The sequence below is a fragment of the Hypericibacter adhaerens genome (genome assembly GCF_008728835.1).
Classification (GTDB): Bacteria; Pseudomonadota; Alphaproteobacteria; order Dongiales; family Dongiaceae; genus Hypericibacter; species Hypericibacter adhaerens.
The window spans coordinates 3,179,236-3,191,703 of sequence record NZ_CP042582.1; the positions used below are offsets into that span (position 1 = coordinate 3,179,236).

At 67.2% G+C, this 12,468-nt stretch carries 10 protein-coding genes; 3 read left to right on the plus strand and 7 right to left on the minus strand.

Going from position 1 to position 12,468, the window contains the following annotated elements:
- Positions 1-197 precede the first annotated feature (197 nt).
- The 4 genes from ggt to FRZ61_RS13980 are packed head-to-tail and all read right to left on the minus strand — an operon-like array spanning position 198 to position 5,036.
- Positions 198-1,784, minus strand: a complete 1,587-nt coding sequence (gene ggt / locus FRZ61_RS13965; RefSeq protein ID WP_151118310.1) for a gamma-glutamyltransferase — start codon at positions 1,782-1,784, stop codon at positions 198-200.
- A 53-nt stretch (positions 1,785-1,837) separates the two neighbouring features.
- Entirely contained in the window at positions 1,838-2,815 is a 978-nt protein-coding gene (locus tag FRZ61_RS13970) for a 2-dehydropantoate 2-reductase (RefSeq protein ID WP_151118311.1), read from the minus strand.
- Positions 2,816-4,339: an acyl--CoA ligase gene (locus FRZ61_RS13975; RefSeq protein WP_151118312.1), complete on the minus strand. Its 1,524-nt coding sequence runs from the start codon at positions 4,337-4,339 to the stop codon at positions 2,816-2,818.
- Between the two features lies 1 nt (position 4,340).
- The gene (locus tag FRZ61_RS13980) at positions 4,341-5,036 is read right to left on the minus strand and encodes a FadR/GntR family transcriptional regulator (RefSeq protein ID WP_151118313.1); all 696 of its coding nucleotides are present in this window, start codon (positions 5,034-5,036) and stop codon (positions 4,341-4,343) included.
- A gap of 625 nt (positions 5,037-5,661) precedes the next feature.
- Here FRZ61_RS13980 and FRZ61_RS13985 point away from each other — a divergent pair.
- A complete protein-coding gene (locus FRZ61_RS13985) occupies positions 5,662-6,393 on the plus strand; it encodes a GntR family transcriptional regulator (protein ID WP_151118314.1) in 732 nt (243 codons plus the stop codon).
- Between the two features lie 5 nt (positions 6,394-6,398).
- Here the strand turns inward: FRZ61_RS13985 and FRZ61_RS13990 are convergent, their stop codons facing one another.
- From FRZ61_RS13990 to FRZ61_RS14000, 3 genes are all read right to left on the minus strand, one after another.
- Positions 6,399-6,998, minus strand: coding sequence for a short chain dehydrogenase (locus FRZ61_RS13990; RefSeq protein WP_151118315.1), 600 nt, complete (start codon positions 6,996-6,998; stop codon positions 6,399-6,401).
- An 80-nt stretch (positions 6,999-7,078) separates the two neighbouring features.
- Positions 7,079-7,369, minus strand: a complete 291-nt coding sequence (locus FRZ61_RS13995) for a TetR/AcrR family transcriptional regulator C-terminal domain-containing protein (RefSeq protein ID WP_263641734.1) — start codon at positions 7,367-7,369, stop codon at positions 7,079-7,081.
- A complete protein-coding gene (locus FRZ61_RS14000; protein ID WP_191909018.1) occupies positions 7,363-7,638 on the minus strand; it encodes a TetR/AcrR family transcriptional regulator in 276 nt (91 codons plus the stop codon). The genes FRZ61_RS13995 and FRZ61_RS14000 overlap by 7 nt, the downstream gene beginning before the upstream one ends.
- 507 nt (positions 7,639-8,145) lie before the next feature.
- Between FRZ61_RS14000 and FRZ61_RS14005 the strand changes: the two genes are divergently transcribed.
- Positions 8,146-9,273 carry an efflux RND transporter periplasmic adaptor subunit gene (locus tag FRZ61_RS14005; RefSeq protein WP_151118318.1) on the plus strand — a complete coding sequence of 376 codons (1,128 nt, stop codon included), beginning with the start codon at positions 8,146-8,148 and terminating at the stop codon, positions 9,271-9,273.
- 31 nt (positions 9,274-9,304) lie between these two features.
- Positions 9,305-12,388, plus strand: coding sequence for an efflux RND transporter permease subunit (locus tag FRZ61_RS14010; protein ID WP_151118319.1), 3,084 nt, complete (start codon positions 9,305-9,307; stop codon positions 12,386-12,388).
- Positions 12,389-12,468: the final 80 nt, after the last annotated feature.

A 12,468-nucleotide genomic window follows, 5' to 3' on the forward strand; every position in this document is an offset into this window, starting at 1 on the left:
CAAGCCGCGCCTCACCGGCAGCGATGCCGGCGAAGCGCGATCTTCATTCGCGAACGAGAGGAGACTGACGCAGGGTCATCAGCCGGCGCAAGAGCCGGCATCACCAATGAAGGAAGTTTATGCGACACCGGAATCGCCCGCGGCCGGACTCGCTCCGGCAACGGTACCGCTTTGCCTGATGGCCGGGCGCGAAGCGCCTAGTAGCCCAGCGCGCAGCCATCCTTGCGCGGATCGGAGCCGGCGGTGAGCGTGCCCGCCTGCCAGTCGATCAGGATGCCCTGGCCGCCGCCCAGCGGATCCTCGGCGATGAGGGTGCGATGGCCCTTGCGCTGGAGGCCCGCGATCACGTCCGGGCGCACGCCGCGCTCGATCTCCGCCAAATCCCGGCTGAAGAAGACGCGCGGGGCGTCGAGCGCCGCCTGCGGGTCCATGCCGAAATCGATCAGGTTGGTGAGGTAATGCACATGACCCATGGGCTGGTAGTCGCCGCCCATGACGCCATAGGGCATGAGCGCGCGGCCGTCCTTCACGGCCATGCCGGGCATGATGGTGTGCATCGGCCGCTTGCCCGGCGCGATCACGTTGGGATGGGCGGGGTCCATGCGGAAGCTGGCTCCGCGGTTCTGCAGGATGACGCCGCTTTTCGGCGCCATCACGCCGCTGCCGAAGGAATAGTAGATCGAGTTGATGAAGCTCACGGCGTTGCGGTCGCGGTCCACCACGCTCAGATAGATCGTCTCCGACTTGTTGAGCAGCGGCGGCGGCAACTCGGTCGCCGCCCGCGCCCGGTCGATATGGCTCCGCAGCCGGTCGGCATAGCCCTTGGAGAGCAGCTCCTTGACCGGCACCGTCGCCTTGGTGGGGTCGGCGATCAGCCCGTCGCGATCGCGATAGGCGAGGCGCCCCGCCTCGAGCTCGAGATGGAGCCGCTCGGCGCCGACGGGATCGAGCGAGCCGAGATCGAAGCCCGAGAGCAGGTTCAGCATCAGGAGCGCCGTCAGGCCCTGATTGTTGGGTGGAAGCTGGAACAGATCGACGCCGCGATAGTTCGTATGGACCGGCTCGACATAGTCGCCCTTGGCAGCGGCGAAATCCTCCAGCGTGTGCAGGCCGCCCAGCGAGCGCAGGTGATTGACCATGTCCTCGGCCACGGCGCCCTTGTAGAAACCGTCGCGGCCCTTCTCGGCGATCCGCCGCAGGGTCTGGCCGAGCTCGGGCTGGCGATGGCGCTCGCCGGCCTTGGGGGCGCGGCCGTTCGGCAGCAGGATGCGGGCGGCGGCCGGATCCTGCGCCAGGAGCTCGGCGCAATAGCCCCAGTCGAACGCCACGCGGTCATGGATGACATAGCCCTCTTCCGCGTAGCGGATGGCGGGCTGCAGCAGCGCCCCCAGCTCGCGCGTGCCGTGATCCGCCACCACCCGCGCCCAGAGATCGATCACGCCCGGCACGGTCACGGCATGCGGCCCGAAGGTCGGGATGCCGGTGAAGCCCTCGCGCTGGTACCAGTCGAGCGTCGCGGCCGCGGGGCTGCGTCCCGAGCCGTTGAAGGCGATGACCTTGGCGCCGCCCTTGGGCGCATAGAGCATGAACCCGTCGCCGCCGATCCCGGTCGATTGCGGCTCGACCACGGCCAGGACCGCGCCCGCCGCCACCGCCGCGTCGATCGCGTTGCCGCCGCCGCGCAGCACCTCGATCGCCGTCAGGCTGGCGAGCGGATGCGAGGTGGCAACGGCCGCTTCGGTGGCACGGACCGGTGAACGTCCGGGGAGCTGGAAATCGCGCATGATGATCTGTCAGTCCTGTCGCAAAGGTTGAAGCCGGTCAGGCAGGCAAAGATTCAGGGATAGACGCCGAGCAGCGCCGCTTTCTGGCGCACCAGCGCATAGATCGCGTCGATATAGGGCGTGTCCTGCCCGACCACGTCGCCCAGCTCGGCCACGGCGCCGACGATGGCGTCGATCTCGGTGGGCCGGCCGCGCTCGAGATCCTGCAGCATCGAGGTCTTGTGCTCGCCGACACCGGCGGCGCCCTCGATCCGGCGCTCGACATCGATCGGCATCTTGACGCCGAGCTTGTTCGCTACCGCTTCCGCTTCGTTCATGATCGAGCGCGCGAGAGCGCGCGTCGACGGATCCTCGCAGATGCGCTTGAGCGTGCCGCCGGTGAGCGCGCTGATCGGGTTGAAGGCGACATTGCCCCAGAGCTTGACCCAGATCTCGGTGCGGATATCGGGCTTGACCGGCGCCTTGAGACCGGCCGCGATCATGGCGCGGCTCAGCGCCACGGCCCGGTCGGACTTGCTGCCGTCGGGTTCGCCAAGGCTGAAGCGGTCGCCCGACTGGTGCCGCACGACGCCCGGCTCCGCCACCTCGGCCGCCGGATAGACCACGCAGCCCAGCACCCGGCCGGGACCGATGCCGCGCCATTGCCGGTCGTCGGGATCGACGGTCTTGAGACGCCGGTCGCGCCAGGGCCCATCGAGATCGTGGAAATACCACCAGGGCACGCCATTGACCGCCATCACCACGGCGGTCTTCGGCCCCAGCAGCGGCTGCATCTGCTCGACGATCCCGGCGACGGCGGGCGCCTTCAGGGCCAGCACGACATAGTCCTGCGGGCCCAGCTCGGCCGGATCGGCGGCGCAGCGCGGGGTGACGGTGAAATCGCCCTCCTCGCTCAGGAGCTTCAGGCCCTTCGCCTTCATCGCCGCGAGATGGGGCCCGCGCGCGATCAGCGAGACCTCCTCGCCCGCGCGGGCCAGCCGCGCGCCGATGAAGCCGCCGATGGCGCCGGCGCCGTAGATGCAGATCTTCACCTAGGCGAGCCCCAGCCGCTGGGCCATGCCGATGCGCTGCGGCTTGCCGGTGGCGCCCTTCGGGATCTCCGGCAGCAGCAGCACGCGCTTGGGCACCTTGAAATCGGCGAGGCGGCGCGAGACGAACTCGCGCAATTCCTTTTCTTCCGCGGACTGGCCCTCGCGCAGCACGACCGCCGCCGCGACCTCCTCGCCCAGCTTGTCATGCGGCAGCGCGAAGGCGATCGCCTGCGCGACCGCGGGATGCGCCAGGAGCGCCTCGTCGACCTCGCGCGGTGCGATCTTCTCGCCACCCCGGTTGATCATCTCCTTGAGGCGGCCGGTGATGGTGAGGTAGCCCTCGCCGTCGAAGCGGCCCTGATCGCCGGTGCGGAACCAGCCCCTGATGAAGCCCGACGCGTTGGCGGCCGGGTTGGCGAAATAGCCCAGCGTCACGTTGGGGCCGCGGATGCAGACCTCGCCCTCCTCGCCCTGCGGCAGCTTGTTGCCTTCGCCATCCAGGATCGCGACCTCGGGGCCGGCGGCGATGCCGACCGTGCCGGGCTTGCGCGCGCGGGGCGGCAGCGGGTTGCTGGTCATCTGATGCGAGGCCTCGGTCATGCCGTAGGATTCCAGCACCGGGCAGCCGAAGGTGGCTTCGAGCTCGGCCATGACGGGCGGCGGCAGCGAGGAGGAAGAGGAGCGGATCAGGCGGAGCTTGCGCCGCTGGATCACCTCGCGATTGCGCTCGGCGCGCGTCAGGATCGCCTGGTGCATGGTCGGCACGGCCGTGTACCAGGTCGCCTCCGCCTCGTCGAGCCAGGCGAAGAACTTGAGCGCGTTGAAGCCCGGCGTGCAGAAGACGCTGGCCTCGGCCGAGAGGCTGCTCAGGAGCGCGCCGATCAGGCCGTGGATATGGAAGAGCGGCATGATGTTGACGCAGCGGTCCTGCGGCGTCAGCGCCAGCGCGCCGCGGATATGGCCGGCCGAGGCCACCAGGTTGCGATGGCTCAGCGGCACCTGCTTCGGGCGCGAGGTGGTGCCGGAGGTATGGAGCACGAGCGCCACGTCGTCGGGACCGGCGAAGCTCGCCGCGGCCGAAGGAGCCGGCTGCCCGTTCCGGCTCAGGCCGAAGCTGCCCGCGGGACCGCCCGCAACCGGCGTCAGCTCGACGATCGGCACGCCGCGGCGCTCAGCCACCGCCCGCACGGGCGATTCGACGCCCGCCTGGACGATCAGCAGCTTGGCTTCGAGATCGCCCAGGTAGAAATCGAACTCCTCTTCGCGATAGGCGGGATTGAGCGGGGCCGCGGTCGCGGCCGAGGCGACGGCGAGAAACGACACCGCCATCTCCGGGCCGTTCGGCAGCACGATGGCCACGCGGTCGTTCGGCTTGATGCCGAGCCCGCGCAGGGCCGCCACCGTCGCATCGATCTGTTGCAGCAACCGCCCACGCGAAAGCGTCGCCACGCCAGGGGCCGCGATTGCGGCTCGGCCGGCATCGCCCTCGGCGATCAGGGTGCGGACGGTGGTATTGGACGCCATTCTATCCATTGCCTCCCATTCTTTTCTCGATGGCTGCGTGGCGCGGCTGGGCGATCGGAGCGCCGGCCGGCTCGACCGGCGCCGGCCGCACGGCCGACGCGTTCAGCAGATTGTCGCGCACCGTTTGCAGATGACGGCGCATGGCCTGCTCGGCCCGCGGTCCGTCGCGATCGGCGATGGCCGCGACATACTCCCGATGATGGGCGCGGTAAAGGGACAAGCGATCGAGCGTAAGGGTCTCGCCGCGCAGCTTGCCCCAGGCGGCCTGGCGGCGCATCCCGTTGAAGGCATCGAAGATCGCCAGCAACAGCTTGTTGCGCGCGGCCTGCGCCACCGCCCGGTGCAGCGCCGTGTCCCATCGCTCCCAGGCCACCGCGTCGCGGGCGGCCTCGCTCTTCTCCAGCAGATGCTCGAGATGGGCGATCTCGGCCGGCGTCGCGCGCAAGGCGGCGAGGCCCGCGATCAAGGGCTCGAACAGCAAGCGGACCTCGATCACCTCCTCCGGGTTCGTCACCTCGGAGAGCAGGTTGAGATCGACCGAGCCATGAAGGGGCCGCTCGCCGACGAAGGTGCCTTTGCCGACATGCCGCCAGATGCGGCCCTCGGCCTCGAGCAGCTCCAGGCCTTCGCGCAGCGCGCTGCGGCTCAGGCCCAGCTGCGAGGCGAGTTCACGCTCGGGCGGGAGCCGGCTTTGCATCGGATAGCTGCCCGTGCTGAGCAATTGGGACAGTTTGCTGAAGCTTCGTTCTCTACGGCGCAAGACGATACCAATGGGTTATTGGTTTCAACTTGGCTCGACAGCACTATGCGCCAGCCGCAATCGCCAGCGCAAATACGGCCTTGCCGCGGGAGCCAATGGCGAAACCAATCTGCCATTGGCATCATGCCGGACGCCAGGTCCGGCGATCGGAAGAGGGAGGCGATGGCGATGAGCGCTGCGTCGACAACAGCGGTCGGCGAGCGGGTTCAGCGAACGATGGCGACTGGCGGGCGAGAGAGCGATCGATGCCGTCGGCAGCAAGGCCGAACTCATTCTCTCCCTCGTGATCGCGCGTGCCATGTCCCGTCGACGCGTTGCCGCCTATTGGCATACTTTTTTGTATGCAATTTCGTAGTTAAGTGCCGAACAGCAGAGCTGTCAAGGAACGCGACGACGGCCTCCTCAACAGCTCCTTGATTTTCAGCCGCTTTCCAGGCTTGGCGGGGCTCGCCCGCGCAATCCGGGCTGGCCGGCGGGGAATTCATTGTATACAAGTATGTACGGTTTCGGTTGGCGGATCGAATCGATCGCCGGCCCGGCCCTTCGAGGTTCCGGATCAGGGATGATGGACGGCAGCGTCGAAAAACTTCCGACCCAGGCGGCCCGTGGCAAGACCCTCAAGGAAGCCACCTATGGCGCGCTGAAGGCGATGATCCTGATCGGCGAGCTGGCGCCGGGCAGCCGGCTGACGGAAAGCGCGCTCGCGGAGCGCCTCAAGGTCAGCCGCACGCCTTTGCGCGAGGCGCTCAACCGGCTCGAGCGCGACGGGCTCGTCACCAACCGCCCGCGCCATGGCTGTTTCGTCGCCGCCTTCGACCTCAAGACCTTCGAGGAATCCTTCGGCATCCGCGAGGTGCTCGACGGCTATGCCGCCGAGCAGGCGGCGGAGAATGCGAGCGCCGAGGACAAGATCAGGCTGCGCGGGATCCTGGCGCGCTCGCAGTCGCTGGTTCCTCCGGCGGAGCGCTCGATGGACCAGATGGTCGAGCAGCTCCAGCTCGGCCTCGATCTGCATCATGTCATCGCGCGCGCCAGCGGCAACGACCAGCTCGCCGATACGCTGACCCGCATCCTCGACCGCTGCCATCATTTCGTCTGGATGGAGCTGCTCTGGCTCGACCATTGGAACGAGGCGCATGACGAGCATGTCGAGATCGTCGATGCGATCTGCGGCGGCAACGCCGAGCGCGCCGCCGGCCTCGCCCGCCACCATGTCCGCAGCTCGCGCGACGATATCCGCCGCCTGCTCCAGGCGCGCTTCGCCTACAAGAGCGCGCTGGCCCGCGTCTCCTGACGGTCCTAGAGGACCGTCAGCACCTGCCCCGTCATCCGGCCCTCGACCGATTTCAGATAGGCATTGGCGACGCGGGCACCCGGCACCGGCTCGTGGCCGCGGAAATACTCGCCGAACACCGGCAGCGATTCCACCAGCACGCCGGGGCTCACCACGTTGATGCGGATCCCGCGCGGCATCTCGATCGCGGCCGCGCGGCCGAAGGATTCGAGGGCGCCGTTCACCAGGCTGGCCGAGGCGCCGTAGCGGATCGGGTCGTGGCTCAGCACGCCGGCCGTGAGCGTGAAGGAGCCGCCATCGTTCATGTGATCGCGGCCGATCAGCACCAGATTGACCTGGCCCATCAGCTTGTCCTTGAGCCCGACCGCGAACTCCTTCTCGGTCATCTTGTCGAGCTCGCCGAAATGGACCTTGCCGGCCGTCGAGACCAGCGCGTCGAAACGGCCGGCCTTCTTGAACAGGGCACGGATCGAATCCGTGTCCGTGATGTCCACCTGGAGGTCGCCGCCCTTCTTGCCGACCTTGACGATCTCGTGACGATCCTGCAGCGCGTTGACGACGGCCTTGCCGATGGTGCCCGTAGCGCCGACGACAACGATCTTCATGATCCCGCTCTCCTTCGTGATGTGAAGCCCCGCCGGGCGCGATCCCGGCGCGGGCGAATGCGTTGGCGGATGACGGCCGCTCAGCGGCGCTGCGCGCCCTGGAGGAAGATGTCCACGGCCTTGCGCACGCGGGTCTCGATCGCGGACCGGCTCGGCGGCCGGCCTTCGCCGATCAGCATGCGGTGATGGGGCTCGCCGATCACCATGCCGAACAGCATGCCGGCGGCCTGGCGGGGATCGTCGAGATCGAGCCGCCCGGCGGCGGCTTCCTGGGTCAGCCAGCGCGCCAGAACGGACTTGCCGCGCCCCGCGCAGGCATCGTCGAAGGCCCGCACCATGCCCGGCGCCCGCCAGGCTTCGCCGATCAGCACGCGCAGGAGCGCCACATGGCGCGGTGACAGGATGAAACGGCTGGCTTCGCAAAGATAGTCGACGACCGCCTCTTTGAAGGGCATGGCCGCCGCCTTCTGCTCCGCCCCTCGCCCAGCGCCAGCATGCGGTCGGTGATGACGGCCGCGAACAGCGCTTCCTTGGTGTCGAAGAGCTGATAAAGCGTCTTCTTCGACATGCCCGCGTCCTGGGCGATCTCGTCCATGCTGGCGGCGCCGTAGCCCTGCTCGACGAAAACCTTCTCCGCCACGGCGATCAGGCGCCGGCGGCGCTCGTCCTCGGAGATTTCCCGGGGCCGGCCTCGCGGACGCGGCGGGGCTGAGACGCTTTTCCTGGAGCCGCCCTGGCTCTTTCCCTGGCTGCGGCTTGCCGCGGGGGCCGCGTTGCGGCTTCTCATGCGCTGCCTACTTTCGAGACCGAATGGAAAAATTTTGATGTCACAAAGCTTATCTTTTGTGCAGGCGAATAGCCGCAGGCGGATTATGGCATTCGACCTGACCCGCGGAAAGCCCGGAAACGCCGGATTCCGCCGATTCACCCGGTTTCCGGAGGGCTACCGCCGCGACATTTCGGACCGGCGTCCGCGAGCCTCTTCCCAACCGCTCATTGACAAGATATAGGAAACTTACTAGTTCCTGAAATCAAGTCCTGCGGCAATCGGCGCCGGCGGGCTCCTTTGACCAGTGGGTTTAAAATCTTGTCCCCGGCCGGATGACCGATCCGGCGGGTTTTGCGGGGTAATACGGGAATTCGATCGATGTTCAAGCGCATGGCGATCATGCTGCTGCTCGTGGCCGCCGTCTTCGGCGGCCTTTACGGCATGAAAATGAAGCAGTTCGAGGCGATGTCGAAAATGCCGCCGCCTCCGCCGCCGACCGTCTCGACGACCGTGGCCGCCTATGACGACTGGCAGCCGCAGCTCGAGGCCGTCGGCAGCCTGCGTGCCGTCAACGGCGCCGACCTCGCCTTCGAGGTGGCCGGCATCGTCGAGCAGATCAATTTCAACTCCGGCGACGAGGTGAAGGCCGGCGACGTGCTGGTGAAGCTGCGCGACGACGAGGACGTCAACAAGCTCAAGTCGCTGCAAGCGGTGGTGGACCTGGCGGTCATCACCTATCAGCGCGGCATGAAGCAGCTGCCGTCCCAGACCATCAGCCAGGCGGCCGTCGACGCCGACAAGTCCGAGCTCGACGCCGCGCGCGCCAACGTCGCCGAGCAGCAGGCGCTGATCGACAAGAAGGTGATCCGCGCGCCCTTCGACGGGCGGCTCGGCATCCGCGCGGTCGATCTCGGCCAGTATCTGGCCGCCGGCACCACGGTGGTCACGCTGCAGTCGCTCGATCCGATCTATGTCGATTTCTTCCTGCCGCAGCAGGCACTCGAGCAGATCAGGATCGGCCAGGCGGTCAGCGCCAAGGTCGACACCTATCCCGGCCAGACCTTCATGGGCGAGATCGCCGCGATCGAGCCCAAGGTCGATGCGGCGAGCCGCAATGTGCGGGTCCGCGCCACCATCAAGAACCCGGACCTCAAGCTGCTGCCGGGCATGTATGCGACCGTCGATATCGCGACGGGTGCGCCCGAGCATTATGTGACGCTGCCGCAGACCGCCATCACCTTCAACGCCTACGGCAACACCGTCTATATCGTGGACAAGGGCGAGCCCGGCGCCGACGGGCAACCGCAGCTCAAGGTGCGCCAGACCTTCGTGAAGACCGGGGAGACGCGCGGCGACCTGATCGCCGTCCTCGACGGCGTCAAGGAAGGCGAGACGGTGGTGACGGCGGGCCAGCTCAAGCTGCGCAACGGTGCGGCCGTGGCGGTCAACAACAGCGTCACGCCCAGCGCCGACGCGAATCCCACGCCCGCCCCCGGCAGCAACTGAGGCCGGCCAGCAGCCGAGTGCCAATCGCATCATGAAATTCACCGACATCTTCATCCGCCGGCCGGTGCTGGCCATGGTGGTCAGCCTGCTGATCTTGGTGCTGGGGCTGCGCGCGCTGGGCTCGCTGCCCGTGCTGCAGTTCCCCCGCACCGAGAACGCGATCGTGACGGTGGCGACCACCTATTACGGCGCCGATCCCGACGTGGTGGCAGGCTTCATCACCACGCCGCTCGAGAACGCGATCTCGCAGGCGAACGGCATCGACTACATGACCTCGACCAGCCAGAGCGGGGCCAGCACCATCACCGCCTATCTCCGGCTCAATTACGATTCCAACAAGGCGCTGACCGAGATCAACACCAAGGTCAACTCGGTGCTGAACCAGCTGCCGCCCGAATCGCAGCAGCCGGTGCTGTCGGTGAAGGTCGGCGAGACCATCGACGCCATGTATATCGGCTTCAGCAGCGACGTGCTGTCGCCGAACCAGATCACGGACTATCTGCTGCGCGTGGTGCAGCCCAAGCTGCAGTCGGTTCCGGGCGTCCAGACCGCCGAGATGATCGGCGCCAAGAACTTCGCGCTGCGCGCCTGGCTCGACCCGCAGAAGCTCGCGGCCTATGGCCTGACCGCCGCCGACGTGAGCAAGGCGCTGTCGCAGAACGACTATATCTCCGGCCTCGGCACCACCAAGGGCCAGATGGTCCAGGTCGACCTGACCGGCGCCACCAGCCTCCATACCGTCGAGGACTTCAAGCGGCTCGTGCTCAAGCAGGAGAACGGCGCCATCGTCCGCCTCGACGACGTGGCGCATGTCATGCTGGGGTCCGACGACTACGATACCGATGTCGGCTTCGACGGGCAGAAGGCCGTCTATATCGGCATCCAGGTGGCGCCCGCCGCCAACCTGCTCGACGTGATCGACGGCGTGATGAAGGTCTTCCCGGACATCCAGGCCCAGCTGCCCCAGGGCCTGACCGGCAAGGTGATCTACGATTCGACCAAGTTCGTGAACAGCTCGATCCACGAGGTGATCCGCACGCTCGTGGAGGCGCTGATCATCGTGACGATGGTGGTGTTCCTGTTCCTGGGCTCCCCGCGCTCGGTGGTGATTCCGGTGATCGCGATCCCGCTGTCGCTGGTCGGCACCTTCACGATGATGCTGCTGTTCGGCTTCTCCATCAACCTGCTGACGCTGCTGGCCCTCGTGCTGGCGATCGGCCTGGTGGTGGACGACGCGATCATCGTGGTCGAGAACGTCAACCGGCATATCGAGGAGGGCATGCGGCCCTTCGATGCCGCGATCAGGGGTGCGCGCGAGCTGGGCGGGCCGATCATCGCCATGACCATCGTGCTGATCGCCGTCTATGTGCCGATCGGCTTCCAGGGCGGCCTGACCGGCGCGCTCTTCACCGAGTTCGCCTTCACCCTCGTCGGCGCCGTGACCGTCTCGGCCATCGTGGCCTTGACCCTCACGCCGATGATGACCTCGCGGCTGCTGAAGGCCCATTCGACCGAGAATCGCGGCTGGCAGGAGCGGATATCCGACTTCATCGACCGCGTGTTCGAGCGGGTCCGCCGCCCCTACCAGCGCCTGCTCCATGGCAGCCTGGGCTACCGGCCGGTGACGGTGGTCTTCGCGCTTCTGGTGCTGGCCAGCATCTATGTCTTCTACAGCTTCTCGAAGTCGGAACTGGCGCCGCAGGAGGACCAGGGCGTCGTCATCACCTCCTCGACCAGCGCCCCCAACTCGACGCTGCAGCAGCGGCAGATCTACTCGCGCGAGCTCTACAAGATCTTCGCCGGCCATCCCGAGACCGACCATGTGTTCCAGCTCGACGTGCCGGGCCAGTCGATCGCCGGCATGGTGCTCAAGCCCTGGGACGAGCGCACCAAGGGGGCCAACGAGCTGCAATACACGATCCAGGGCCAGATCAGCGGCATCGCCGGCTCCAACGTCGTGGCCTTCCAGCCGCCGGCGCTGCCGGGCGGCATCGGCCTGCCGATCCAGTTCGTCATCGGCACCAGCCAATCCTTCGCGCAGCTCAACGAGGTCGTGCAGGCCTTCATGCAGGCCGCGATGCAGAGCGGCAAGTTCCTGTTCCTGGATACCGATCTCAAGATCGACAAGCCGCAATCGACCGTGACGATCGACCGCGACAAGGCGGCCCAGCTGGGATTGACCATGAGCGACGTGGGCGGCGCCCTCGCCTCGATGCTGGGCGGCGGCTATGTCAACTATTTCAGCCTCGACGGCCGCTCCTACAAGGTGATCCCGCAGGTGCAGCAGACCTCGCGCCTCAACGCGGATCAGGTGCTCAACTATTATATTCGCGCCGCCGACGGCAGCACGGTGCCGCTCTCCACCATCGCCACCATCACCACCAGGACGGTGCCGCAGTCGCTGAACCACTTCCAGCAGCTCAACGCCGCGATCATCCAGGGCGTGGCCTTCCCCGGCGTCACCACCGGCGACACGGTCAAGTTCCTGCAGGACTATGCCAAGACCAACCTGCCGCAGGGCTTCTCGATCGATTATGGCGGCCCGTCGCGCCAGTATGTGCAGGAATCGAGCGGCTTCATCGTCACTTTTGCCTTTGCGCTTATCATCATCTTCCTGGCGCTGGCGGCCCAGTTCGAGAGCTTCCGCGACCCGCTGATCATCCTGGTCTCGGTGCCGATGTCGCTGGCGGGCGCCCTCGCCTTCATCTTCCTCGGCACGGGCGGCGCCACGCTCAACATCTACACCCAGGTCGGGCTGGTGACGCTGATGGGCCTCGTCAGCAAGCACGGCATCCTGATCGTGGAGTTCGCCAACGAGCTGCAACGCGAGGGCCGCAGCAAGCGCGAGGCGATCGAGGAAGCGGCCGGCATCCGCCTGCGCCCCATCCTCATGACCACCGCCGCGATGGTGCTGGGCGTCATCCCGCTCCTGATGGCGACCGGCGCCGGCGCCATGTCCCGCTACAGCATGGGCCTGGTGATCTCGAGCGGCATCGCCATCGGCACCCTCTTCACCCTCTTCGTCGTGCCCGCCGTCTACATGATCCTGGCGGCGGACCATTCGAAGAAGGCCCTGGCTCACGAGGGGACCCTGGTCCCCGAATCGCAGACCTGAGAGCGGAAGCTGTCCCCCAACGGCTCCCGCTAACCCGGTGACCCGGAGCCCCGAAGCACGCTATTGCCGAGGGGCTCCGG